At 38.2% G+C, this 24,770-nt stretch carries 29 protein-coding genes and 1 tRNA gene; 17 read left to right on the forward strand and 13 right to left on the reverse strand.

Features of this window, described 5'->3' with window-relative positions; genetic code table 11:
- Positions 1–3 precede the first annotated feature (3 nt).
- From ACLHDG_RS02990 to ACLHDG_RS03015, 6 genes are all read left to right on the forward strand, one after another.
- On the forward strand, positions 4–2,136 hold the full coding sequence (locus ACLHDG_RS02990; protein WP_415407508.1) for a polyribonucleotide nucleotidyltransferase: 2,133 nt from the start codon (positions 4–6) through the stop codon (positions 2,134–2,136).
- Between the two features lie 57 nt (positions 2,137–2,193).
- The gene (locus ACLHDG_RS02995) at positions 2,194–2,763 is read left to right on the forward strand and encodes a hypothetical protein (protein WP_415407509.1); all 570 of its coding nucleotides are present in this window, start codon (positions 2,194–2,196) and stop codon (positions 2,761–2,763) included.
- A gap of 216 nt (positions 2,764–2,979) precedes the next feature.
- On the forward strand, positions 2,980–3,291 hold the full coding sequence (locus ACLHDG_RS03000; protein WP_415407510.1) for a F0F1 ATP synthase subunit C: 312 nt from the start codon (positions 2,980–2,982) through the stop codon (positions 3,289–3,291).
- 108 nt (positions 3,292–3,399) lie between these two features.
- Positions 3,400–3,484, forward strand: a tRNA-Leu gene (locus ACLHDG_RS03005).
- 201 nt (positions 3,485–3,685) lie between these two features.
- Positions 3,686–3,967 (forward strand): HU family DNA-binding protein, encoded by a 282-nt coding sequence (locus ACLHDG_RS03010; RefSeq protein WP_415407511.1) that lies wholly within the window; start codon positions 3,686–3,688, stop codon positions 3,965–3,967.
- Positions 3,968–4,099: 132 nt separating this feature from the next.
- On the forward strand, positions 4,100–4,897 hold the full coding sequence (locus ACLHDG_RS03015) for a DUF5718 family protein (protein WP_415407512.1): 798 nt from the start codon (positions 4,100–4,102) through the stop codon (positions 4,895–4,897).
- Between the two features lie 27 nt (positions 4,898–4,924).
- On the opposite strand, the gene ACLHDG_RS03020 is transcribed toward ACLHDG_RS03015, so the two are convergent.
- On the reverse strand, positions 4,925–5,440 hold the full coding sequence (locus ACLHDG_RS03020; RefSeq protein ID WP_415407513.1) for a ferritin-like domain-containing protein: 516 nt from the start codon (positions 5,438–5,440) through the stop codon (positions 4,925–4,927).
- Positions 5,441–5,622: 182 nt separating this feature from the next.
- The gene (dnaJ, locus tag ACLHDG_RS03025; protein WP_415407514.1) at positions 5,623–6,762 is read right to left on the reverse strand and encodes a molecular chaperone DnaJ; all 1,140 of its coding nucleotides are present in this window, start codon (positions 6,760–6,762) and stop codon (positions 5,623–5,625) included.
- Between the two features lie 87 nt (positions 6,763–6,849).
- On the opposite strand from dnaJ, the gene ACLHDG_RS03030 reads away from it, so the two are divergent.
- On the forward strand, positions 6,850–7,143 hold the full coding sequence (locus tag ACLHDG_RS03030; protein WP_415407515.1) for a Dabb family protein: 294 nt from the start codon (positions 6,850–6,852) through the stop codon (positions 7,141–7,143).
- Positions 7,143–7,712, forward strand: coding sequence for a recombination mediator RecR (gene recR / locus ACLHDG_RS03035; RefSeq protein ID WP_415407516.1), 570 nt, complete (start codon positions 7,143–7,145; stop codon positions 7,710–7,712). The genes ACLHDG_RS03030 and recR overlap by 1 nt, the downstream gene beginning before the upstream one ends.
- 13 nt (positions 7,713–7,725) lie before the next feature.
- Here the strand turns inward: recR and ACLHDG_RS03040 are convergent, their stop codons facing one another.
- Positions 7,726–8,406, reverse strand: a complete 681-nt coding sequence (locus ACLHDG_RS03040) for a DUF1501 domain-containing protein (RefSeq protein ID WP_415407517.1) — start codon at positions 8,404–8,406, stop codon at positions 7,726–7,728.
- 144 nt (positions 8,407–8,550) lie between these two features.
- On the opposite strand from ACLHDG_RS03040, the gene ACLHDG_RS03045 reads away from it, so the two are divergent.
- Positions 8,551–10,119 carry a Re/Si-specific NAD(P)(+) transhydrogenase subunit alpha gene (locus tag ACLHDG_RS03045; protein ID WP_415407518.1) on the forward strand — a complete coding sequence of 523 codons (1,569 nt, stop codon included), beginning with the start codon at positions 8,551–8,553 and terminating at the stop codon, positions 10,117–10,119.
- Positions 10,120–10,135: 16 nt separating this feature from the next.
- The gene (gene pntB, locus ACLHDG_RS03050) at positions 10,136–11,530 is read left to right on the forward strand and encodes a Re/Si-specific NAD(P)(+) transhydrogenase subunit beta (RefSeq protein WP_415407519.1); all 1,395 of its coding nucleotides are present in this window, start codon (positions 10,136–10,138) and stop codon (positions 11,528–11,530) included.
- A gap of 23 nt (positions 11,531–11,553) precedes the next feature.
- On the opposite strand, the gene ACLHDG_RS03055 is transcribed toward pntB, so the two are convergent.
- The gene (locus ACLHDG_RS03055; protein ID WP_415407520.1) at positions 11,554–12,597 is read right to left on the reverse strand and encodes a DHH family phosphoesterase; all 1,044 of its coding nucleotides are present in this window, start codon (positions 12,595–12,597) and stop codon (positions 11,554–11,556) included.
- Positions 12,598–12,725: 128 nt separating this feature from the next.
- Positions 12,726–13,124, reverse strand: a complete 399-nt coding sequence (locus tag ACLHDG_RS03060) for an RrF2 family transcriptional regulator (RefSeq protein ID WP_415407521.1) — start codon at positions 13,122–13,124, stop codon at positions 12,726–12,728.
- A gap of 182 nt (positions 13,125–13,306) precedes the next feature.
- Between ACLHDG_RS03060 and rpsO the strand changes: the two genes are divergently transcribed.
- The 3 genes from rpsO (at position 13,307) to dnaK (ending at position 16,275) form a co-directional block, all read left to right on the forward strand.
- On the forward strand, positions 13,307–13,576 hold the full coding sequence (rpsO, locus tag ACLHDG_RS03065) for a 30S ribosomal protein S15 (RefSeq protein ID WP_415407522.1): 270 nt from the start codon (positions 13,307–13,309) through the stop codon (positions 13,574–13,576).
- A gap of 248 nt (positions 13,577–13,824) precedes the next feature.
- Positions 13,825–14,370 (forward strand): nucleotide exchange factor GrpE, encoded by a 546-nt coding sequence (gene grpE, locus ACLHDG_RS03070; RefSeq protein ID WP_415407523.1) that lies wholly within the window; start codon positions 13,825–13,827, stop codon positions 14,368–14,370.
- Positions 14,371–14,394: 24 nt separating this feature from the next.
- A complete protein-coding gene (gene dnaK, locus ACLHDG_RS03075; protein WP_415407524.1) occupies positions 14,395–16,275 on the forward strand; it encodes a molecular chaperone DnaK in 1,881 nt (626 codons plus the stop codon).
- A 240-nt stretch (positions 16,276–16,515) separates the two neighbouring features.
- On the opposite strand, the gene ACLHDG_RS03080 is transcribed toward dnaK, so the two are convergent.
- Positions 16,516–17,838, reverse strand: coding sequence for a BamA/TamA family outer membrane protein (locus tag ACLHDG_RS03080; RefSeq protein WP_415407525.1), 1,323 nt, complete (start codon positions 17,836–17,838; stop codon positions 16,516–16,518).
- Between the two features lie 94 nt (positions 17,839–17,932).
- On the opposite strand from ACLHDG_RS03080, the gene ACLHDG_RS03085 reads away from it, so the two are divergent.
- Entirely contained in the window at positions 17,933–18,232 is a 300-nt protein-coding gene (locus ACLHDG_RS03085; RefSeq protein WP_415407526.1) for a chorismate mutase, read from the forward strand.
- A gap of 132 nt (positions 18,233–18,364) precedes the next feature.
- Here the strand turns inward: ACLHDG_RS03085 and ACLHDG_RS03090 are convergent, their stop codons facing one another.
- Positions 18,365–18,547 (reverse strand): hypothetical protein, encoded by a 183-nt coding sequence (locus ACLHDG_RS03090; protein ID WP_415407527.1) that lies wholly within the window; start codon positions 18,545–18,547, stop codon positions 18,365–18,367.
- A gap of 128 nt (positions 18,548–18,675) precedes the next feature.
- Here ACLHDG_RS03090 and ACLHDG_RS03095 point away from each other — a divergent pair, with 128 nt between their 5' ends.
- Together ACLHDG_RS03095 and ACLHDG_RS03100 are read left to right on the forward strand one after the other, a co-directional pair.
- Positions 18,676–19,329, forward strand: coding sequence for a response regulator transcription factor (locus ACLHDG_RS03095; protein ID WP_415407528.1), 654 nt, complete (start codon positions 18,676–18,678; stop codon positions 19,327–19,329).
- A gap of 100 nt (positions 19,330–19,429) precedes the next feature.
- Entirely contained in the window at positions 19,430–20,485 is a 1,056-nt protein-coding gene (locus tag ACLHDG_RS03100; protein WP_415407529.1) for a sensor histidine kinase, read from the forward strand.
- Between the two features lie 5 nt (positions 20,486–20,490).
- Here ACLHDG_RS03100 and ACLHDG_RS03105 read toward each other — a convergent pair whose 3' ends face one another.
- Genes ACLHDG_RS03105 through ACLHDG_RS03125 form a run of 5 tightly spaced genes read right to left on the reverse strand, consistent with a single transcriptional unit; the run spans position 20,491 to position 23,274 of the window.
- Entirely contained in the window at positions 20,491–20,883 is a 393-nt protein-coding gene (locus ACLHDG_RS03105; RefSeq protein ID WP_415407530.1) for a CBS domain-containing protein, read from the reverse strand.
- A gap of 10 nt (positions 20,884–20,893) precedes the next feature.
- Positions 20,894–21,244 (reverse strand): transcriptional regulator, encoded by a 351-nt coding sequence (locus tag ACLHDG_RS03110; RefSeq protein WP_415407531.1) that lies wholly within the window; start codon positions 21,242–21,244, stop codon positions 20,894–20,896.
- Between the two features lie 18 nt (positions 21,245–21,262).
- Positions 21,263–22,783, reverse strand: coding sequence for a DUF1538 domain-containing protein (locus ACLHDG_RS03115; RefSeq protein WP_415407532.1), 1,521 nt, complete (start codon positions 22,781–22,783; stop codon positions 21,263–21,265).
- 50 nt (positions 22,784–22,833) lie between these two features.
- Positions 22,834–22,995 carry a hypothetical protein gene (locus tag ACLHDG_RS03120; protein WP_415407533.1) on the reverse strand — a complete coding sequence of 54 codons (162 nt, stop codon included), beginning with the start codon at positions 22,993–22,995 and terminating at the stop codon, positions 22,834–22,836.
- Positions 22,996–23,052: 57 nt separating this feature from the next.
- On the reverse strand, positions 23,053–23,274 hold the full coding sequence (locus ACLHDG_RS03125) for a hypothetical protein (RefSeq protein WP_415407534.1): 222 nt from the start codon (positions 23,272–23,274) through the stop codon (positions 23,053–23,055).
- A gap of 137 nt (positions 23,275–23,411) precedes the next feature.
- On the opposite strand from ACLHDG_RS03125, the gene ACLHDG_RS03130 reads away from it, so the two are divergent.
- On the forward strand, positions 23,412–24,107 hold the full coding sequence (locus ACLHDG_RS03130) for a S24 family peptidase (protein ID WP_415407535.1): 696 nt from the start codon (positions 23,412–23,414) through the stop codon (positions 24,105–24,107).
- A gap of 7 nt (positions 24,108–24,114) precedes the next feature.
- On the opposite strand, the gene ACLHDG_RS03135 is transcribed toward ACLHDG_RS03130, so the two are convergent.
- Positions 24,115–24,726 (reverse strand): Crp/Fnr family transcriptional regulator, encoded by a 612-nt coding sequence (locus ACLHDG_RS03135; protein WP_415407536.1) that lies wholly within the window; start codon positions 24,724–24,726, stop codon positions 24,115–24,117.
- Positions 24,727–24,770: the final 44 nt, after the last annotated feature.

The raw sequence follows: 24,770 nt of genomic DNA on the forward strand, positions 1-24,770 counted from the left end.
CGTATGAAAGAACAAATAATAGAGATAAATGTAAATAGTCTTGAAGAAAAATATGAATTTAACAAAGTAGCCAAACAAGCTAGTGGTGCAGTGATGTACAGACAAGGCAAAGCAGTGCTGATAGCAGCAGTTGCGATAGATGAAAAAGCAGTAGATGAAGATTTTCTTCCTTTAACTGTGCAGTATATGGAAAAGTCGTATGCCGCTGCTAAGATCCCTGGTGGGTTCATTAAAAGAGAGACAAAACCAGGTGATTTTGAGACTTTGACCTCTCGTATTGTTGATCGTTCATTGAGACCTCTGTTCCCCAAAGGCTTTTATTTTCCTGTAACGATCAGTATTATGGTCGTAAGTTCAGATGAAGAGGTAGATATGCAAGTCGCTGCGCTTCATGCAGCCAATGCAGCATTGTTCATCTCAGATATTCCTTTTGCAACAAGTATTGCAGCAGTAAGAATAGGAACGGTTGATGATGATATTGTTATCAACCCAACACTCTCTCAGCAAGGCAACAGTGAACTTGACCTTCTTGTTGTGGGTTCAGGAAAAGATGTAGTGATGATAGAGATGCGTACACTTGCATCTGAAAATGAATCTGTACAGAATGCCAATGAGTTTCATGAAGCAGCACTTGTAGATGTTATCGCAACTGCAGGTGAAGCTATAGAGAAAGCAACATCAGCGTATGAGGAAGCATTTGCACCTCTAGTAAGAGAACCTCTTGAGCTTACTTTGGCTGAAGATAAAGTAGATGAGTCACTTTATGCTTACATTGAAAATAACTATGCAAGTGATGTAGAAAAAGCTATCTCTCACATGGCAAAAAGTGAGCGTTCTACTGAGCTTAAAAAAGTACGTACTAAAATCATGGAGACTTTAGAGTCTGCAGGTAAAGAAGCAGATAAAGAGTTGGTTTCCAAAGTACTTGAACGTTATAAGAAAACAGTTGTAAGAGCAATGATACTAGATAAAAATATCAGGGCAGATGGTAGAGCACTGGATGAGGTAAGACCTATTAGTATTGAGACCAACCTTTTGCCTTCTGTACATGGTTCATGTCTCTTTACCCGTGGACAGACACAAGCACTGGTAACCGTGACACTTGGTGACAAAAAAGATGCACAAATGTATGAGCTTATCACTGAGAAGAATTCTCAGTCAGAGAAATTCATGGTACATTATAATTTCCCGGGGTACTCTGTTGGTGAAGCCAAATATATAGGTGCACCGGGGAGAAGAGAATTAGGACATGGTAATCTTGGAAAAAGAGCTTTGGAGCCGGTTATTGATCTTAATTATGATGGAAGTATCCGTTTGGTTTCTGAGATCTTAGAGAGTAATGGTTCTTCTTCTATGGCAACTATCTGTGGAGGTGCTTTGGCATTACGTGGGGCAGAAGTTGAGATGGTTGATCTTGTAGCGGGTATCGCTATGGGGCTTGTTACAGATGGTGATAAGTATGCAGTCCTGACAGATATCATGGGACTTGAAGATCATGATGGTGATATGGATTTTAAAGTGGCAGGAACTGTACATGGTATCACTGCACTTCAAATGGATATTAAATTAGGGGGGATAGACCTTAATGTGTTAAGAGATGCACTTGAAAAAGCAAGTAAAGGTAAAAATCATATACTTAAACTGATGGAAGATGCTGAACAAAATATTGTTACAAGTGAGGCACTGCCAAGTACTGAACATTTTACAGTACATCCTTCCAAGATAGGTGAAATCATCGGTAAAGCGGGTGCAACGATCCGTGAAATTATCGAAAGATTTGAAGTGAGCATAGACCTTGACCGTGATGTCGGGGGTGTTAAAGTAGCTGGTGGTGATAAAGCAAAAGTAGAAGCAGCCAAAGCACACATTGAAAATATTGCCTCTGCCCCTGTGAAGAAACAAATGGAATATAAAGTAGGTGAAAGCTACCAAGGTAAAGTCAAGAAGATAGTAGACTTTGGACTCTTTGTTGAAATGCCAGACGGATTTGATGCATTGCTGCACATTTCTAAAGTGGCTAAGGAAAGAGTAAATGACCTTCCCCAGAGATATAGTGAAGGTGATGAGATCACAGTCGTGGTAATGGAACAAAAAGGTAAAAAAGTAGAGTTGGCAACACCAGAATATTTGGCATAAATCATCATAGGAGAGGCTAGGATGTATAGAGTGGTAAAATTTTTAATTACAATATTTATGTTAGCGTTTTTAACAGGCTGTAGTACTACAGATCTGTCTTATAAAAATAATAAACTTGTACTACAGGTTAATGATAAGTATCTTCAGGTAGATAGTAGATATATAAATAATCGTATGAATAATTTTGGTACACTCTTTATTGATCAGAAGCTTCTGCAACTTAGTGAGGGTAACATGGTTGTGTATGAAAAAGCTAGAACCGATGATATGAACGAGTTCTATTACCCGACTATAGATACAATTAAAATTGTATTTGATGCCAGATATGTCAGAGTCGTCTACTTTAGCAGCTCTTTTTACATAACGCAAGTGATTTTAGCAGATGGCAGACCACTTAATGTCATTGTCGAACAGTTAGAAGATCAGAGTCTGAACATGGTTTATGGAATGACAAATAAGCAGATCAATAATTTGTTAAATCAGCTTGATTCTCAGGAAAGAATACCAGTGGAGCAACAGGTAATTACCTTAGACCGTCAGCAAGGTGCTATTTTAAGCAGATGGACAACCTATAAAGTAAATATTATGCAACTGGTTGGTCCCAAAAGAGATCTTATGGGTTTGTAATGGAAACAGAGGTTTTAATAGATATGGTAAGATAATTTTTTAGCATAAATTAAATCATCTTCAGTTATAATTACAGCGTTTATAAAAAGTGATCAGTAGGGAAATGTAAGCATTTATGTTTATGTTGGCGATAATTCATTATCGTTTACGCTATCCGAACAGACTTTTGAAGGCAGTCAACGGGGACTTAAAACCCATAAATTTAAAGGATATAAAATGAAAAAGTTTTTCTTACTTTTCTTAGCACTTAGTGCTGTTGCATTTGCTGGTGAAGCAGATGGTGAATCTATGATTAAAGCATACTCAGTAGTTGCTGCTGGTGTTGGTCTTGGTATTGCTGCAATGGGTGGTGCAATTGGTATGGGTCATACTGCTGCTGCTACTATCGCTGGTACTGCTAGAAACCCAGGTCTTGGTGGTAAACTAATGACTACAATGTTTATTGCTCTTGCAATGATCGAAGCACAAGTTATCTATACATTGGTAATTGCGCTTATCGCTCTTTACGCTAACCCATTCATCGGTTAATCTTAAAGACATTAAAAGGTTGTGATGGATATAATCCCGTCACAACTTTTTGTTACCCTCATTTTATTTAAGTTTGATAGTACTTTTAAACTATCCAGTCTATATTGTGCGTCAGTGGTGGAACGGTAGACACGCTACCTTGAGGGGGTAGTGCCCTAGTGGTGTGGAGGTTCAAATCCTCTCTGACGCACCATCCTCTTACTCAAATATCAAATAATCAATACATTAACAACATAATTACTTATTAAGTAGATAAATAATTTTTATTGAATTTCCAGTTAAATCTCTATAAAAGTAGCGTTAGATGACGCTTTTTAGGGCTTTTTAGGGCTTTTTATGTTTTTTTAAGATTAAGTTGTGCTATAATGTTTGCATCTTAAAAAAAGGAAGAAGAATGACAAAAGCAGATTTTGTAGAATTAGTACAGAAAAACGGTGAGTTTGAAAGTAAAGCAGCAGCAGAGAGAGCGGTAAAAGCGTTTATCTCATCAGTAACAGAGGCACTTGTTAAAAAAGAATCAGTATCTCTAGTAGGTTTTGGAACATTCTCTACAGTAGAAGTAGCAGAGAAAAGTGGTAAAGTTCCAGGAACTGACAAAACATATACAAAAGCAGCACATACTGCTCCTAAATTTAAAATGGGTAAAACACTTAAAGACGCAGTAGCAGGTAACTAAGTTTAACCTTTCTATCTACTATCTTCGGATAGTAGATAATTTACATATTCTCTCCATTTCAAACTTTTCAAAAACACAATATAATCATCACTAAGATATACTACGTTTAATATTATTCTCATAAGGAACTTTATGGAACTTAAAAATGTTATCGGACTGGGTGTTGCAGGAAACTTTGCTCATCATTTGGAACAAGCTGGTGAACTTAAAGATTTTGAAAATGTTGTTACTGCTGAACCGGATGCTCCTAAAGGAATATTTCCTTTTTATTTACCGGGATCTGACTCTTTTTTAGGGCTTTACTCTATAGGTGCAGATAAACTTAACCTTCCAGAGTATGAAGCTAATGCACAAGTTGAACCGGAGATAGCTGTGCTTTTTGATCTCATCTATAATGATGATAATCAAGTAACTGATCTTGTGGCACAAAAGTTTACAACATTCAATGACTGTACCATTCGTAAAGAGGGTGCTAAAAAGATCTCAGAGAAAAAGTCTTGGGGGATCAACTCTAAAGGTATTGGTGATAAATGGATAATTATAGACAAGTTTGAAGAGGGTGGAGTAATGGATCATTATCATCTTTGCTCTTTTGTCGAACGTGAAGGTATATTGCATCCTTATGGTGTTGATGCACCGCTCCTTGGCTACAGTTACTTCTATACAAAGCTAAAAATGTGGCTTATAGATAAAATGAATACCCAAGAAGACTTTGGACCTTTAGAAGATATAGCTGCACATCTTAAAGCATGTAATTACCCAGCACAGGCACTTATCTCCATAGGAGCTACAGCCTATGCAGAGTTTGGTGAAAAGAACTATCTGCAAAGTGCTGATGACGTGTATGTTGTTGCTTATGATGCACGTACGGATAGCACTGATTTTGAAACTTCTGAATCTAAAATCATACTACACCAAAAGGTGCAGTAGTAAATTGAAATCTTTGAATATCTAGGGTTATTCAGAACATTTTTTGATATCAGCGATAAAGTCAGTAATATCATCATGTAAAGATTGCAAGTCTTCTTCGTGTTCTACTTCATCTGCAAGTATTTCAGAGACGATGTCATAGGTAACAATGTCTTTTTCTCGTGTCATATCTACTAATTTGGAATAGATGGAAATAGCACACTGCTCACCCTTGATAGAGTCCTCTAATATACTTACAACATCAAAATCTTTTGGTTCTTTATATCCACAGTTTGTATGTGTAAACCACTCTTCTGGATGGAGTAAAGGTGTTCCACCTAATTGGAGGATCCTATCTGCTACCATATTGGCATGCCGGAGTTCATCTGCTGCATGTTGAGTGAGTTCTGCTATAGCGGCATCTTTCATAATACCTTTAATGACTTTTGCTTCGATAAAGTATTGGTAGTAAGCTAACCACTCATCTGCATATGCTTTATTTAGAACAGTAATGATTTCATTTATTTCAATTCCTTTAATGATCGAATTTCCTCTTCGTGCCATGATATATCCTTTTAATAGAGTTAAGGAAAAATATTCTCCTTTATAAATTATAACCTTTCTGAACTTAAAGAAAATAATTATCCTTTATGAAGAGTATGAAAACATTTTGTATGTGATATTAAAAGTGTAAAATATGTAAATAAGGATGTGGTATGGACAGAGTGCCCATACTGAAAGATAGTTTAGTTTTTAAACCAACCTTTTACTCTGCTAAATGCAGAATCAAATGTACTTTTATGAGGACGACTTTCTACGCCGTAACTCTCTTGGAGTTTTTCGAGGAGTTCTTTCTGCTCATCATTGATCTTCTTAGGTAAGATCATACGGATCTGTGCAACCAATCGGCCTTTTCTGCCACCATGTACATCTGCTACACCTTCTCCTTCAAAGACAAACTGCTCTTTATCTTTAGTACTTTGCTTGAGCTCTAAATCCAGTTCACCTTCAAGTGCAGGGATAGTGATAGTTTCTCCCAGGATGGCTTGTGTAAAGAATACAGGTACTTCTACATAAATGTCTTTTCCATTACGTATGAAGTTCTCATCTTCTTCTACATAGAATGTCAGGTAGAGATCACCACGGCTTCCATTTTTTGCTTCATTCCCATATCCCTGTGCACGCAAACGGTTTCCACTGTCTACCCCGGCAGGGATCTTAATGGTAACAGTGTCATCTTCTTCATGATATCCTTTACCACTACAGCTTTCACACTTTTCAGCAATACTTCGTCCTTCACCATGACATTTAGGACAGGTTTGTGCAAACTGCATAGGTCCTTGTCTCATCAGTACTTGACCTTGACCTTTACAGTAGTCACACGTCTCTAACTTGGCATCTTTCGCACCTGTACCTTTACAGTCACCACAAGGTGTTTTATAAGTGATATCAATCTTCTTTTCACAGCCAAAGACTGCTTCATGAAATGCCAATGGAAGTTCTATTTCAAAGTCCAGGGCATATTTTTGGCTAGGGTCTCTGCGTGTATGTCCAAAACCACCGCCAAAACCGCCGCCTGAGCCACCGAACATAGAGTTAAAGATATCCATGATATCATCCATATTCCCTCCGCCAAAGCCGCCGCCCATACCACCTTGTCCTTCTAGCCCAGCCTTCCCATAACGGTCATAGATACTTCTTTTTTCGTCATCACTTAAGACTTGATACGCTTCATTGACTATTTTGAAAGTCTCTTCTGCTTCTTTGTCATCAGGATTTCTGTCTGGATGGTATTTCATCGCAAGTTTTCTATATGATTTCTTCAGTTCTGCACCTGAACAGTCTTTACTTACTTCAAGTACTTCATAATAACACATATCTGTCATTGTTCTCTCCAATAATTTGAGGGATAATTTTGGCGAATTCTACCATAATTTAGCTATAATCACGAAAAGTATATTTAGGGGTTATTTATGGTAGTACATATTGTATCATTTCAGTTTAAAGAAGAGAACAAAAAAGCCAATATCATTCAGGCAAAACAGATGTTGGAAAACCTGATGGGAGCCGTCCCTACACTTAGAAGTATGGATGTAGGATTGAACTTCTCAACAGAGGAGAGAGCAATGGATCTGAGTATCATCACTGTGTTTGAAAGCAAAGAGGGGTTGGATGCTTATGCTGTACATCCTGAACACCTTAAAGTGGTTGATTTTATCAAGACTGTGGTAGAGTATTCAAAAGTAGTGGATTACGAACGAGCATAATGAAAAATTACAAGATAGAAGCTTTTGAAAATTTGGTATCTGCCTTTGGTTCTTTGCCTTCCATAGGTAAAAAAACTGCCATACGTTTAGCCTATCATGCAGTGATGGAAGATGGTTTTGCCGCGATGAAGCTTGCACATGCTTTGGAGACAGGAGTAAATGCTATTCAGAAGTGTACCAAATGTCATAATATGAGTGAAGACGAACTCTGTAGTATCTGCTCAGACCCTTATCGTGACTCTTCGAAACTCTGCATCGTGCAAAGTGCAAAAGATATCTTGACCATAGAAGAGAGTAGACAATTTGATGGAGTTTATTATGTAGTCTCAGAAGTACGAGACCTTGATGAAGCACACCTTTTTTATGCCGTAGGTGGTGTAGATGAGATCATCTTTGCATTTCCTCCAAGCATTGCTACAGATACGATGATACTTTATATAGAAGATAAACTCACTGGATTAGATATTAAATTTACGAAGATCGCGCAGGGTGTTCCTTCAGGAGTAGAGTTGGATAATATAGATGTAATGTCACTCTCGCGTGCTTTAGAAGCGAGAGTGAAGATATAGTTAAGTAGTTTGACTATGTAAAGAGCTGTTCAACGGCTCCATTGTTATTGGTTAAGATCTCAGGATTTTCAATACCATAGATTTTATAGAGTGTTGCTGCGATACTAAGTGGTTCAAATTGATAAGTTCCGCTCTTAGGTTTCAGGTACAGTCTATTGATACTGCCGGTATCTTCAACTATCGTTTCTCCTACAACACCTTTATGATTAAAATAGCCTTTCCCACCTAAAACATAGAAGTTCTGTAGGTTACCATGGTCCCAACCATTTGCAGAGTTTAAGTTGACATTTCTACCGAATTCTCCAAAGACCATAATGTTGACATTTTGCTCTTTCCCCTCTGCTTTCAAGTGTGCCATTGCTGATTTCAATGCTCCAAAAAGTCTCTCTGTTCTGGTCACATAGTCTCTGGCTTCATTATGGTCATCCCAACCACCCAGACCACCAGTACCAATGGTAACTACTTTAGTATCAGGATTCCTGACAAGTAGTTTTACTGCGGCTTCTATTTTATCAGAAAAAGAGTTGTCCGGATAAGCATCATCACCTAGATCCGGTGTTACTGAGTCTGCAATAGAGTCATAGAAAGTAAGACCTTTATAGCTAATATCATATTTAGGATCAGTAGTAGCTTCTTCTCCCCCCTCCAGTGGTAGTTGTTCCGGCTGTAGTAGTTCCTCCGTCTGAGCTGCCACCACCACAGTTTGTTAAAAGCAATGAAATAAAGAGAACCGAGATCCATGTGAATTTTAAATGGATTCTGTAGCATGCATAAGCGCTTAAAGAGAAAAATCTAACTATAATTTATAAAAAGACCAAAATTACGGGGGAGAGGGAATATGTCACTGAAAATAGGAATTCCTAAAGAGATACATTCTGGAGAGAAACGTGTAGCAGCAACTCCTGAGACGATCAAATGGCTTCAAAAACTGGGTTTTGATATTATGATCGAAGCAGGAGCAGGAAAGAATGCCTATTTTTCTGATGATCTCTATCGTGAAGGAGGGGTTGAGATCATCGATGATACTAAAGTATTGTGGGCAGGATCAGATATCATACTGAAAGTGCGTGCTCCTGAAGTACATCCGTCCCTTGGGATACACGAAGCCCAACTGCTGAAAGAAGGCGGATGTCTGATCAGTTTTATTTGGCCTGCACAGAATCCTAAACTGATGAAAATGCTTATGGCACGAAAAGCCACTGTGATTGCTATGGACAGTGTGCCGAGGATATCCAGAGCACAAAAGCTTGATGTCCTGAGCTCTATGGCCAATATTGCCGGATATCGGGCAGTGGTAGAAGCTGCAAATCATTTTGGACGGCTTTTTACCGGTCAGATCACGGCTGCAGGTAAAGTACCTCCGGCAAAAGTGATGGTGATCGGTGCAGGTGTTGCAGGTTTGGCTGCCTTGGGTACAGCAAGCGGGCTGGGCGCTATTGTGCGTGCTTTTGATACCCGTCCAGAGGTGAAAGAACAGGTTGAAAGTATGGGGGCAGAATTTCTGGAACTCGAGTTTGAAGAGGAAAGCAGTGGAGTGGGTGGTTATGCCAAGGAGATGAGCTCGGAGTTCATCAAGGCAGAGATGGATCTTTTTTCACGCCAGGCGATGGAAGTGGATATCATTATTACCACTGCTTTGATCCCTGGTAAAAGGGCTCCTGAACTGATCACTGAGAGTATGGTAAGATCAATGCGTGACGGTAGTGTGATCGTAGATCTGGCTGCAGAGCAGGGAGGTAACTGTACATTGACAGAAGCGGGAAAAGTAATTGTAAAGCATGGGGTGACATTGATCGGATACATGGATCTGCCAAGCCGTTTGCCTACGCAATCCAGCCAGCTCTATGGTACGAACCTACGTCATCTTCTCAGTGACCTGTGTAAGGAGAAAGATGGACAGATAAATGTCGATATGGAAGATGATGTTATCCGGGGAGCAACTGTCATTAAAGAGGGAGAGAGCACTTGGCCTCCACCGGTACTAAAAGTTCAGGCTATTGCCAAGTCTCCTCAACCAGCAGTTAAGGCTCCACCGGTGACTGAAGAGAAAATGAAGAGATCCGGGAACTGGGGAGGCGTGCTGCTCATGCTCATAGGGGCTGTTTTACTTGCGGGGCTTGGCAGGATAGCACCACCTGATTTTATGGCTCATTTTACTGTCTTTGTATTGGCCTGTTTTGTAGGATATCATGTAGTTTGGAATGTTGCACCAGCACTGCATACCCCACTTATGAGTGTGACCAATGCCATTAGTGGGATCATTGTTCTGGGTGCCTTGATGCAAGTATCAGGTGAGTTGTCGAGTGCTGTCACTATTTTGGCTACAGTGGCAATATTGGTGGCTACCATTAACATAACAGGTGGTTTTCTTGTTACCCATCGTATGCTGAAAATGTTTCAAAAATGAATGGGAAGGTTGAATGATGACTGAAGGTTTACTCACTGCTGCATATATTATGGCTAGTATTTTGTTCATTTTAAGTTTAGGCGGACTGAGTAATCAAGAGAGTGCACGTCGTGGTAATATCTACGGCATGATAGGTATGCTGATCGCTATTGTGGCTACGGTTCTTAGTACTCAGGTGAGCAGTTACGGGGTACTCTTTGTTACTATTGTTATAGGAGCGATCATCGGTAGTGTTGTAGCGATGAGAGTTGAGATGACAGGAATGCCTCAACTGGTTGCAATGCTGCACAGCTTTGTGGGTTTAGCAGCAATGCTGATTGGCTTTGCCAGTTATCTCGACCCTGCCTCTCACTTGGAAGGTGTTGAAAAAACGATTCATGAAGTGGAGATCTATCTGGGTATTTTGATAGGTGCAGTGACATTTACCGGTTCTGTGATCGCTTTTGGTAAATTGCAGGGAATCATTGGCAGTAAACCTCTGCTTCTCCCTGCTCGTCACTTGCTGAATCTTGGTCTTGGTCTAGCCTCTATCTGGCTGGGTGTTGAATTTATCAATGCAGAGAGTATTGCATCGGGTATGATCCCGTTGGTTATAATGATGATCATTGCCTTGGTCTTTGGTGTACATATGGTGATGTCGATCGGTGGTGCGGATATGCCGGTCGTGGTCTCCATGCTTAACAGTTACTCAGGTTGGGCTGCAGCAGCAACTGGTTTTATGCTTTCAAATGACCTGCTCATTATCACCGGTGCACTGGTGGGAAGCAGCGGTGCCATCCTCTCTTACATTATGTGCCGAGCAATGAATCGAAGTTTTATCAGCGTGATCGCCGGGGGATTTGGAACAACAGCTGTGAGTGTAGCTGGTGGGAATGAAGCAATACAAGGAGAAGTCCTAAGCACTACAGCAGAAGAAGCAGCTCAAGAGTTGAAAAGTGCCAAGAGTGTGATCATTGTTCCAGGGTACGGTATGGCAGTAGCTCAGGCGCAGCATCTTATTTCAGATATTAGCAAAAAACTCGGTGACAAAGGGATAAAGATACACTTTGGTATCCATCCTGTAGCCGGACGTCTTCCGGGGCATATGAATGTACTGTTAGCTGAAGCTAAAGTGCCTTATGACATTGTATTTGAAATGGATGAGATCAATGATGATTTTTCTCAAACGGATGTGGTATTGGTGATCGGTGCAAATGATATTGTCAACCCTGGTGCACAGGATGACCCTAACAGTCCTATTGCCGGTATGCCGGTTTTAGAGGTCTGGAAGGCAAAAAAAGTAATCGTGATGAAACGCTCCATGGCAGCAGGATATGCCGGAGTAGATAATCCGCTTTTTTATAAAGAGAATACACGTATGTTATTTGGAGATGCAAAGGATAGTGTCGATACTATCCTTTCAGCTCTTTGAGCAGGGTTATATTAATATTGGAATTAAGAGAGTTTCTTATCGATATAGTCTTGTACGAACTTACGTACATTGGCATAGACAAAAGAGTCTTTGTACCCTTCTAGCTTACCACCACTTGCATTGGGGTGTCCACCACCGTTTCCGATGTGTGCTGCCATTTGTGAAACATCCAGCTTGTTGTTGCTTCTAAGTGAGAAGTTTCCTCTGAAGTTTACATCCATGTAGAAATCATAGTCTGGATTGTTCAGCATACAGGTGTTCCCGATGATAGAGGTATTTCCTACATTATATCCGAGGATACCTTTGTATCCTTTATAGGTGATAGTAAGACGTTGTCTGTCTTTCGTAAGAAGGTCTGTCACATAGAAAGCTACAAGATTGTCTTTTGTATTGTTCTCTTCTTGTTTGAAAAAACTTTTTTTGATCTGGTGAAGGGCATCATCCAGTTGTATGGGTGCATTTTCACTCTCTACTCTCTCTTTTGCTGCTTCTATGAGTGAAAGCTTAAAGGCTCTGTCTTGTGCTGGGAATAAGATACGATTTACTTCTCTCGCACCTGAGATCATCCCAAGCATTACTTTCCCGTATTCGAACAGTGCATCATCACTGACCCAGATATCGATGGCATTGATAGCTTTAACGATAGTTGCCAAGTCATTTGTTTTATCAAAAGCATAATGTTCCTGCAACCAATCATAAGTAATAAGTGTAGCACAACGTGAAGTGTCGAGTTTGTACCAGGCAAAACGTTCAGCTGCAGAGCTCCCTGTAGCATGGTGGTCAAGAAGTTGAAGCTTTGCACCTATACGTACAACCTCTTTTTCTATCCAGTTTCCCTCTTTACTTGTGAGGTTAAGGTCTGTGATAAGTATGAGTGCTTCTACATCATCTCCATATAAGAACTTATCTTGTTCAATTTTCTTGACCATCTCTTCCAGACGAGCAGTCACTTCAGGACCATAGTTAGCATTGTAGCACTCTATTGTATTGAAACATTGTTGTGAAAGATATTGACATCCATAGCCATCAAGGTCTATGTGAGAGAGGTGGTAAACGTGTTGTTGCATAAAAAGAGCCTTGTTAATTTATAATGATCTAAAATGTGATTAGTCGCATGTGCCAACTGCTGAAGTGCCCTTGGGGTATGTCATAGCGACAGCATAGTATTTTGGGCTTTGCCCAAAATGCGTCCTATTTATAGTATGTCTCCCAATGTAAGACCATCTAAGAAATCATCTATCTTAGTTTGGAAGTTTGCTAAAAATGGTGAGATAGCACAGGTTCCAATAGCACCACTGGGACAGGTATGACTATAGCTGGTACAGTCAAATACAGCAGGTGCTTTACCTTCTGCCGCAAGTATAATACTGTTGATAGTGATTTCATCTACTTTTTGTGCAAGTACAAAACCGCCATGAGCACCTTTACGTGATTCTAAAATACCATGTTTCGCAAGACTTTGTAAGATCTTAGCCAGAAAGCTTTTAGGGATGCTAAGTTCATTAGCCAATTGTTCTGCACCGATAGGTTTATCTGATTTTCGTATACTGTCTAAAGAGAGTAGAGCATATTCACTTGCACGTGTCAATAACATAGTTAAGCCTTTAACCCTATACTATAATAATATAGTTCGGTTTTGTTAATTAGGAGTATTTTACTCTAATTTAGATTAGATGCAGATTTGCCCATATCCATAAGTCTTAGGTAAGTTTAATATGATATTATTGCGTTCCCAAATTGAGTTTTGGAAATTAAATTACCAATCAGGAGGTCATCATGGCTTTAGATCAGGCGAAAAAGCAAGAAATCATTGCTAAATATGCTAGAGGCGAAAACGATACAGGTTCAACAGAAGTACAAGTAGCACTTATCACAGAGAGAATTACTTACTTAACTGAGCACCTTAAAACAAATAAAAAAGATCACTCTTCAAGACTTGGACTACTTAAACTAGTAGGTCAGAGAAGAAGACTTATGAGATATCTTAAAAATACAGATCTTGCTAGATGGAACACTATCAAAGCAGACTTAGGTATTAGAAACTAATACTATATGACTGCCTTTGGGCAGTTATACTTCATCATTTTATACATAATAAATCCCCCTTTAACTTTTTTAAATCTTTAATTGTACTGCCTAGAATTCTTTTTAATTTTATAGTTTAGTCATGTACACTAAACTTAGTTTATTGAAAATATTAAGGTAGTACTTGACAAAGACTCACTCAATGTTGTATAATACTCTTAAGCATTAGAGATAAATGCATGTATTTATATTAAAAAGGAGATCTGTTTATGAGTCAAGAGAATGAAAATCTTGAAGCCGATCAGGCTGAAGAAGTTGTAGAACCTCAAGAGAATGAAGCAGAAGAGACTGTAGAAGTCGATCCTCTTGAAGCAGCACAAGTTGAAGCGGCAGATTGGAAAGATAAGTTTCTTAGAGCACATGCTGACTTTGAAAATAGTAAAAGACGTTTAGAGAAAGATAAAATGAATGCTGTAGCATATGCAAACGAAAGTTTTGCAAAAGATATTTTAGCAGTGATCGACTCTTTTGAAAATGCTTTAGCATCTATGCAAGGCAGTGAAGAGAGCTCTGAAGTTTTAGAGAAAATGCAAGAGGGTGTAAACCTTACCTATGAACAACTCAAAAAGATATTGGAGAAAAATAGTATCAAAGAGATAAATTGTGAAGGTGAGTTTGATCCGGAAGTACATCAAGCTATTATGCAAGTTGAGAGTGACGCGCATGAAGAGGGTGATGTGGTTCAAGTGATGCAAAAGGGTTACACAATAAAAGAAAGAGTATTGAGACCAGCAATGGTCAGTACTTGTAAATAATTTAGAAAACAAAGGATATATAATATGGGAAAAGTATTAGGAATAGATTTAGGAACAACAAACTCTGCGATGGCAGTGTTTACAAATGGTGAATCAGCGATCATTGCGAACAAAGAGGGAAAGAACACTACTCCTTCTATTGTAGCATTTACAGACAAAGGTGAAGTACTGGTAGGTGAGTCTGCAAAAAGACAAGCAGTAACAAACCCTGAGAAGACGATCTACTCTATTAAGAGAATTATGGGTCTTATGTGTGATGAGCCAAAAGCGGCTGAAGCAAAAGAGAGACTTCCATACCATGTGATCGATAGAAACGGTGCATGTGCTATAGAAGTAGCTGAAAAAACATATACACCTCAAGAGATCTCTGCAAAAGTACTTATAAAGATGAAAGAGGATGCAGAAGCATACCTTGGTGAGACAGTAACTGATGCAGTTATTACAGTTCCTGCATACTTTAATGATGCACAAAGAAAAGCAACAAAAGAGGCAGGAACAATTGCAGGTCTTAATGTACTTAGAATTATCAATGAGCCAACATCAGCAGCACTTGCGTATGGTCTTGATAAAAAAGAAGCAGAGCAGATCGTAGTCTATGACCTTGGTGGTGGTACATTTGATGTTACGGCACTTGAAACTGGTGATGGTGTTGTAGAAGTACTTGCTACAGGTGGAGATGCATTCCTTGGTGGAGATGATTTTGATAACCGTGTGATCGATTTTGTAGCGGATGAGTTTAAATCTGAAACAGGTATAGATGTTAAAGCAGATGTTATGGCACTTCAGAGAGTTAAAGATGCAGCAGAATCAGCAAAAAAAGAGCTTTCATCTGCAACAGAAACTGAGATAAACCTTCCGTTTATTACAGCAGATGCTTCTGGACCAAAACACTTGGTAACTAAAATTACAAGAGCAAAATTTGAGTCACTTGTTACAGATCTTGTTGAAAGTACGATCAAGACAATTGAGGGTGTACTTAAAGATGCAGGTCTCAGTAAAAATGAAGTAAAAGAAGTTGTAATGGTCGGTGGTTCAACAAGAGTTCCGTTGGTACAAGAAAAAGTACAGGCATTTTTTGGAAAAGAGCTTAACAAATCTGTAAACCCGGATGAAGTAGTTGCACTTGGTGCTGCTATCCAGGGTGGTGTACTTGCAGGTGATGTAAAAGATGTTCTTCTTCTTGATGTAACACCATTGAGTCTTGGTATCGAGACATTGGGTGGAGTAACGACTAAGGTCATCGAAAAAGGAACAACGATCCCTGCGAAGAAGTCACAAGTATTCTCTACAGCGGAAGATAACCAGCCAGCTGTTAGTATTCATGTACTTCAAGGTGAAAGAGAGTTCTCTAAAGACAACAAATCACTAGGTATGTTCGAGCTTAGAGATATCCCGGCAGCACCAAGAGGTGTACCACAGATCGAAGTAACATTTGATATTGATGCCAATGGTATCTTGACAGTTTCTGCAAGTGATAAGGGTACAGGTAAATCTCAGGAGATCAAGATCACTGGTTCGTCAGGACTTTCTGATGAAGAGATCGAAAAAATGGTACAAGATGCTGAAGCACATAAAGCTGAAGATGAAAAAAGAAAAGAAGTAGTTGAAACCAGAAACCAGGCAGATGCACTTGTACACCAAACTAAAAAGTCATTAACCGATCTAGGTGAAAACTTCGATGCTACAGAAAAAGCAAGTATTGAAAGTGCTATCGAAGAGCTTGAAACTGTACTTAAAGATGACTCTGCAACAAAAGAGCAGATAGAAGAGAAAGTAAAAGCATTGACTGAAAAAAGTCACAAACTTGCAGAAGCAATGTATGCTAAAGAGCAAGGCGGAGCAGATACAGCACAAGGTGCTAAAAAAGCAGACGATGACGATGTTATCGATGCTGAAGTAGAGTAAGACTCTGTTTCAAAACTAATTTCTTCTTGTTCCCATGCTTTGCGTGGGAACACATACGTCAATATAGCAAATCTATAAGATTTTTTATTTAATAGCCCTTTTATCTAAACTGTGGTCATGTTTCTCTCTTCATTTTTTTAGAAAAAACGAAGCAAAAAATCGTCTCTGTTCTCGAATCGCTTCGCTTACAAGGTCGTTCACAGAGACATAGCATACTTTGTGTGATTAAAATAGTGAAGTTTAAAAATCAAACGGTTGCTGTATCATTACCCACATATTTGTACCTTCATCACTATAAGCAATATCTAAACGTACTGGTAACTGTGCTGCCATTGCACGCAAACTGATACCTACATCATATTTCATGTCACTTAAAAGATCAAAATTGTATTGGTCATGCACTCTTCCCACTTCTACAAATCCAACAACCTGAAACCAATCTACAGCAACTGGAATATAATCATTCTTTTTTAATGGATTCCAGTCTAAAACAGCTCTGTATTCTGCAGTAGCATAAAATACTGCTTTATCTGAGAAGCGGTTGTTATCATAACCTCTCATACGATTAAATCCACCTAATCTGGGACCTTCCCATAGCGGAGGACGATGCGCATCAAAACCAGGAGCGATTTCGCTATCATTGTCCCAAGAGTAAGAGTATCCTGTCCAAACACTTAGTGCAAGCACATTTTGTTTGGTAAAAGAGAAAGTATCAAGATCAAAGTATTGGTTGTATTTAAACTCCAGGAAGTCCCAGCTTTGCAGTGAATCGCCTTTTCCAAAATCTTTTGAGTATTGGACTTGGAAGTGGTATCCTCTAGATGGGTTAAGATCAAAATCTGTATTATCATGTGTAAGGAAAAATCTTAGGCCATTGGAACCCCATGTTGGTACATCTGTATCATGTTCCCACCAATCGGAATCTTCCCACCTTTCTGTCTCATCGGAAGTATTGGATTGGAAAAATGTTTTTAACCCTATAGATGTTCTCCCTGTCACAAAAGGAGTACCGCCACCATAACCTTCTCTGCCCATAGTAAATCCATCTTGAAGTCTGTATAGCCCTTCAGGATTGTCCAATCCTTCTCCTATGGGCAGGACATATCGGAAGGTTGTATAGAAAAAGTTTGAATCTCCTGAAGTGGTGAAGACATCATCTTTATAGGAATCATTTGAACCATCAATATAGTAATTTGCTCTTGGAAAATAACTTTTCAGACCCATAAGAGAAAAGAAAAGCCTGTTTGTATAGGGAAGTTTAAAGTCTGAAAAGGCGATGAATCCTCCAGAAAAGTTTGCTTCTTCGGGTTGTCCATTTATAATGATGTCTTGCGTTACTCCAGCAAATACAGAGGCAACCAATGTTGTTTGAGGTTGAAATAATCCTTGTTTGATAACGCCTATCCCAGCAGAAAAACCAGTGGAATCAGTAGTGAATGCATAGGGTAAAATAATCAAGTCTTTACTTTTTGTCAGATTAAAATCTTCCGAAGCATTTAAGAGATTTCCTAAAAAAATAGTGGCTGTCAATAAAGGTATAAATAAGTATTTTTTATGTTGCATATGATAATTATATCGAAAGATTATAAAGTATATTGTTTCAGATGTTTTTAGGCTATAATACAGTTATTATAGAGATATTAGCTAAGGATAGAAGATGGAAACAACAAAATGTACTACATTAAATGAAGCTAGAGAAAAGATAGATACAGTGGATGAACAGATCGTAGCACTTATCGCAGAACGTAATAATTATATTAAACAGATAGCACATTTTAAAACAAGTATAGAGGAAGTAAAAGCAGAAGAGAGAATAGATGCTGTCATCTCTAGAGTAAGAGAACAGGCGATCTCTTTAGACCTCTCTCCAAATCTTATCAATGATCTTTATGTAAGAATGATAGATGCGATGGTAGAGAGTGAGATCGCTGAGTTTAATAACGCTAAATCACATTAATAGGACGTAATCTGAACAAAGTCCAGATTACTACTTTAACACTTGGTCCTACAACTCAGCATTTAGTGCTTCGTTTGCACTGCATTTTAGATACTTGTCTTCAGCAGAGGGCTCACGTGACTAGTCACTCTTTTAATCTTCTTCATCCTCATCGTCTGAACCGACAACTGCACCTACGGCAGAACCTGTAATATCTATGGTTGCACTAACAGCAGAACCTGCTATGGAGATAGGGGCTGTTACTACTTGAGTACATCCCGACAATAAGACTAAGATCATAATTGAATATAGTGTTGATTTTTTAAGACTCGGCATTTAGTGCCTCCCTGTACTGAATTGTTGATTCTTGCCATAGGCGGATTATATCACAAAAATACTCATGTGTACTCTACTACACAAAGTGTATGTTACAATATAACCATAAAAACTTTCAAAGGCTGTCAATGAAAATATTATTGCTTGAAGATGATGTGATCCTTCAAGAGATCATCGAAGAGTTCCTTCTGGAAAGTGGGTATGAAGTAGAGAGTTATTTTGATGGTGAAAAAGCTTTAGATGCCATAGGGGCTAATCGCTATGATATGTTGTTGCTGGATGTTAATGTACCCAGTATAGATGGTTTTGAAATACTCTCTTATCTTCGTGAGATAGGTAACACTACTCCAGCTATCTACATCACCTCACTCGCAGGCATAGAGGATCTCAAAAAAGGATTCGACCTTGGGGCAGATGATTACTTGAAAAAACCTTTTGAACTTGAAGAACTTCATGCCCGTATTGAACATATTGTCAGACTTTATCGTTTACAAGAAGAGATAGAGTTTGATGGTATGAAGTTCATCCCTAAAGCACATCAGATTTTTGTGGGGGATAAAGTTATAGAGATGAGACAGAAAGAAGCACAGGTTTTGGAGTATTTTATCCGTAATACGGGTAAGATCATCTCTTGTGATGAGATCATAGAGAATGTTTGGGATGATGAGCATATGCCTGCCCATGCAACGATACGTACCTATATTAAAAACCTGAGAAAAATGTTTGAAAAAGAGTATTTTGACAACATAAAAGGAGAGGGTTATCGTTTTAACATCGTATGAGCGAACATCCCTTTTTCGCTTTTTAACACTATATCTTTCATCGGTATTTGTTTTACTGGCCATCATAGGTTACCTTTTCTTTGAAAACAACCGTACTGCTATGAAAAGTGCTATGAAGTTTGAGATGATGTATCAGTCACGCATGCTTTCATCAGAGATCATTATGGCTGCAATGAAGAGTGATAGTGTAATTTTAGATAAAAAAACTTTTTTACAAAATCTAAAACATTGTCGTTTTGAAGTAGGATATTATGATCAAAATGAAAAGCCCATCTATACAGATATAGAGAATTTTGATACTTTTGATGAAGGTTTTTCAATAAAAAATGGATCTTATTATACGGTTATAGAAGATAGTAGTGATCACCTGGGTGTGCATTACATTGTGCTTAAAGAGAATGAACTTTTAGAAACACTACAACAACTACGTATTAAGATCATAGAGTATTTAGTATTTTCATTTCTTTTAATGGGCATAGTAGGATACTTTTTAGGCAGATTATTTTTGAAACCGGTAAGAGAACAGATAGAGTCTTTAGATCAATTTATCTCAGATACTACGCATGAACTTAACACGCCTATCTCTGCAATATTGATGACCATCCAAAGTCTTAAAGGTGTAGATGAAAAAAAGATGAAACGACTTGAAACAAGTGCAAAGAGACTGAATGTGATGTATAGCTCTTTGACCTATAGACTTGAAGGGAAAGTACAACCCAAAGAAATGTTGGATCTTAAAAAGATCATTAATGAACGTGTAGAGTATGTTAAAGAACTTATAGACTCTAAACGACTTAACATTAAACTTGAACTTGATCCAACTAAAGTACTTATGAATGAACGTAGTGCCTACAGGCTGATCGATAATCTTTTATCAAATGCAATTAAATATTCTGATGTGGGAGATAGTATTTCAATCACCCTCAAAGAGTATGTTTTAAAAGTCAAAGATACAGGTATTGGTATAGATAAAGAGATGCAAGAAGATATTTTTAAACGTTATCATCGTGCAAATGAAGAGAGAGGTGGCTTTGGCATAGGGCTGAATATTGTACTTTCTATTTGTAAAGAATACAAGATAAAACTAGACTTGGATTCCCAAAAAGGGAAAGGAAGTACCTTTATTCTTACTTTTCCTAAAGTGAAAAATAAGTGATAGTGTTACTCCACAGTCTCCATAAGTATACCGATGATATCTGTCATGGTCAAGATGCCATGCAGTTCATTATTGTCAAGCACTAAGAGACGTTTAATACTGCTTTGAACCATCATCCTTGCAGCGTATTTGACATTGAGTTTAGAAGAGACAGAAATGGTTGGAGTTGCAGCGATATCATAGACATTTAAAAGGTCGATATCTCCATCTTCCGCGACAATGCTTTGTAAAATATTTTTAAAAGTGAGCAACCCATAAGCACTATCAGGCTTTGTTTTGTCTACGATGACAGAACGGACTTTATGCGTTTTCATCAAGTTTAAAGCCTCTCTTACTGTCGCCATAGGCGAGATCATAATCAATTTCTCTTTGGCCGTCATTACATTTTCTACTAACATACTAAATCTCCTATAGTGTAATTTTGATATCGTCTTCAAATTTATGAAGCTCTTGTGTGTCCAGACCGGCTACATGACTCAGAGGTATGGTAAATGCAAGTCCAGAGTTTTCATGATTGTCAAGATCAAATGTCTCTCGCAGGGTTTTCATGACTTTCATAGAGAGTCTTCTTGGTAAAACAAAAAGCAGCACAGATACATTCTCTTCAAGTGTCAATCCAAAAAAGACTTTTTTCTCTTCAAGACCGATATTCCTCCCATGCAAGATAGTCACAGAACCTGCACCAGCCTCTTTTGCTACCTTAATAGCTTCTTCTTCATCTTTATCTTGAATTATGGCTATTAGTGCTATAAATTTCATGTTTTCTCCCTCTCTTATTTAAAGTTCTACTTTTACTTCAGTAGATTTTTTCTTATAATATTCTGCATGTATGCCGTATCCCATAACTGTAAGCATAGGGAACAGCGAGGCAAAAGCAATAAGTCCAAATCCATCAATAAGTGGATTTCGTCCTTCTATATTTTCTGCCAATCCCAGTCCCAATGCAGCTACAAGAGGTACGGTAACTGTGGAAGTAGTTACCCCACCACTGTCATAGGCAATAGGTACGATGTATTTAGGTGCAAAGTATGTAAATATGATGACCAGTATATACCCAGCAACGATATAATAATGTATAGGATCACCAGCCACAATACGATAAGAACCCAATCCTATACCAATAGCTACACCTAATGCTACTACAATTCTAAGTACATTTTGTTTAATGTTTCCTTCACTGATCTCTTCTGCTTTTATAGCAATAGCTAGAAGTGCCGGTTCTGCCATAGTTGTAGAGAAACCTATAAGGAAGGCAAAAAGATAGATAAGTAGATTGTTTCCCATATCTGTAAGCTGGAAGGCTATCGTTTCTCCGATAGGGAAAAGCCCCATTTCCAGTCCTACGATAAAGGCATAAAGCCCTAAGATAACCATGATGATACCTGTGACGATCTTATGCAGATGTGCTACGGACTTCTTAATGATGATATACTGAAAAAAGAAGATCGCTATGAGGATAGGGGCTACGTCTTTGACAACTCCTATGAGTTCCATAAAGGTATCGTAAGCTGAAAAAGTATAGGTACTTGCTACAGTTTTTGCCCCTTCTACTATTTCTGAAACAACAGGAGCTACAGCAGCTGTATCTGCTAAATTGTAAACGATGATACCATAGATCTGTACAAATATCATAGGAGTAAGTGAAGCAAAAGCGATGAGTCCAAACCCATCAATGGCAGGATTACGTCCTTTGATACTTGAAGCAAGACCAATACCAAGTGCTGCTACAAGTGGTACAGTTACGGTAGAGGTTGTTACTCCACCACTGTCATATGCCAACCCAATGATCTCAGGAGGTGCGAAAAAAGTAATGATCACCACTAAAATGTAACCACTTATGATGTAGTAAGCGATCGGATGTCCAAGCAAGATACGAAGTGTCCCTAATGCAATGGCTAGTCCTACAGAGAGAGCTACTGTCATACGCAGCCAAAAAGCATCGACAAGACCATTGGAGATAAGTGCAGCTTTATCGGCTATGGCGATGAGCGCTGGTTCTGCCACTGTTGTAGAGAAACCTATAGTAAAGGCAAAGAGAAGGAGCCAAAAAACAGAACCTTTTTTTGCAAAGTCTACAGCAAGACCTTCCCCTATGGGAAAGATACCCAGTTCAAGTCCTCTAATAAAAAGTGCCAAACCAACAGCTACGATGGTCAGACCTATAACTATAGAGGTCAAGTTTGCAGGCACAGCTTGGATGATGAGTCCTTGGAACAGTGCTACAACAATGATAATGGGAAGCAGGTCTTTAAAAGAGTTTTTTAAATCCCCTGCAAATATCTTTAAGCTTTCTTTCATGGGTGGAATTATAGCTTTTGTAGCTTCAAAAGAGACATTTTTTGTCTTTATTAAATACCTGAAAAAGATAAGGCGACTGAAGAAACTCCAAGCCCAGCAAATGCAAAGATTAAGATTAGTTCGATTGGAAGATTTTTGAGATCATCTTTTTCTAGAAAAATCAATAAAAGTATAGATAATCCAATACTGCCAATATGTATACCTATTGTCATGTTATAATACTTTTATTTTTACAATTGTATAGAAATTATTTATATTATGATAAGAGTTCATTTCTTGCCTTTATCTTCTTGTTGTAGTATTTTGATAGCTAGATATGCACTCTTATTCAATTTTCCATCTAATGCCATTTTGTCAATAATATTTTGATGATAAAGAATGTTTGAGCCTATTGTATCAAATGGAATTTTCTTTTCTTTTCTCCATCGATACTGAGTAGATAGTGATATTCCGTACCTTACTTCAAATTGTGTTGGTGTGATTTGTAACATTATCAATCCCCTTTCATACATTATCGGCTATAATGACCGATGATGACCGACTAGACATCTAGACATATTGTAAGATATTTTCTTATAAAAGTCAAGTTTAATAAGAAAAAAACTTATTTTAAAGAAGAGGAGAGCTTATGTCGTATGGTGAAAGACTAAAAAAGGTAAGAAAAAAGCTTAGATTAACACAAAATGAACTTGCCAAATCAATAGGCTTAAAGAATAAACAAACGATTAGTGATATAGAGAATGGGAAGCAGCAAAGGTTATCTGTTAAAAATGAGCTAAATTTCTGTGAGAAATATAATATAGATATTTTTTGGCTTCAAATGGGCAAATTTAATATGTCTACAAGCAATACAAATGATAGTGATAGAGTGAAGGAACCTTATCTAGATTATGCTGATAGTATTACGCTTGCATATTATCCGGAAGTATATACGAAAATGAATAGAGGATCTTATCTATCTCTTCAAAATGCTAAACCTATATCTTTCAGTAAGAAGTTTATTGAATTACACTTAGGACTTGCTAAGTATAAAGATATATTTATCATAGATAGCGTAGGGGAGAGTATGGAACCAACACTTAAAAATGGAGCACTTTTATTTGTTAATCCTATAAAGAATGAAGAAGGAGTAAGAGATGGTAGTATCTATATGATCATATGTGATAATTCCATGTTAGTAAAGCGTGTTTTGCATAACCCGATAGATAAAACCCATACCCTTATCTCAGATAATCCAACTCATGATGATATCACACTAGCAACTTTTGAAGAGAGTGGGTGTGACTTTATAGGTCGTGTGGTTGGTAGTTTTAATAAAATATAGCAGTGTATTATAAAAGTTCGATTCGTCCTCTATGAAGCATAAGTTTCTCTTTTTGTTCAAGTTCTTTAAGTAAGCGACTTATAACCACCCGAGAACTTCCTAGTTCAGTGGCAATATGTTCATGAGTCGTTTCTATTATGTTACTGTTTTGTTTTTGTAACCATTCTAAAATACGCTCATCCAAACGTTTGAATTTGATGTCATTTATGAGGTTTGTCAGGGTTGAAAATCGGAGTTGATAGAGGGAAAAAAGATAACTTTGATAGACATCACTTAACTTTGCCAGTGTTTTAACACTTTCAACATCTATAAGGTAGCCTTCTATGTCCGTTATCGTTTCTGCTGAGGCGATAGCTTCGGTTTGTGAGAGTAGAGAAGCGGTGTTCACGATGCATTGTTCTCCTGCTTGCAGTGTGTAGAGTGTGATCTCTCCTATCTCATCAGATTGTGTATAGAGACGTACTTCACCTTTGGTAAGCCATAAGATATTGTTACAAACATCACCTTGATAGAAGAGCAGATTGTTTTTAGGGATCTTAATGGGTTTAAGATGGGCCTGTAGAAAATCAAGTGCTTCTGGTTCAAGTTTTTCGATGAAAGGGTAAGAAGTTAATGTCATAGGTACTCCATGCTACAAATAAGTCATATAGTGTAGCATGAAAA

Origin of the sequence: Sulfurovum iocasae, assembly GCF_047716765.1 — a bacterium.
Classification (GTDB): Bacteria; Campylobacterota; Campylobacteria; order Campylobacterales; family Sulfurovaceae; genus Sulfurovum.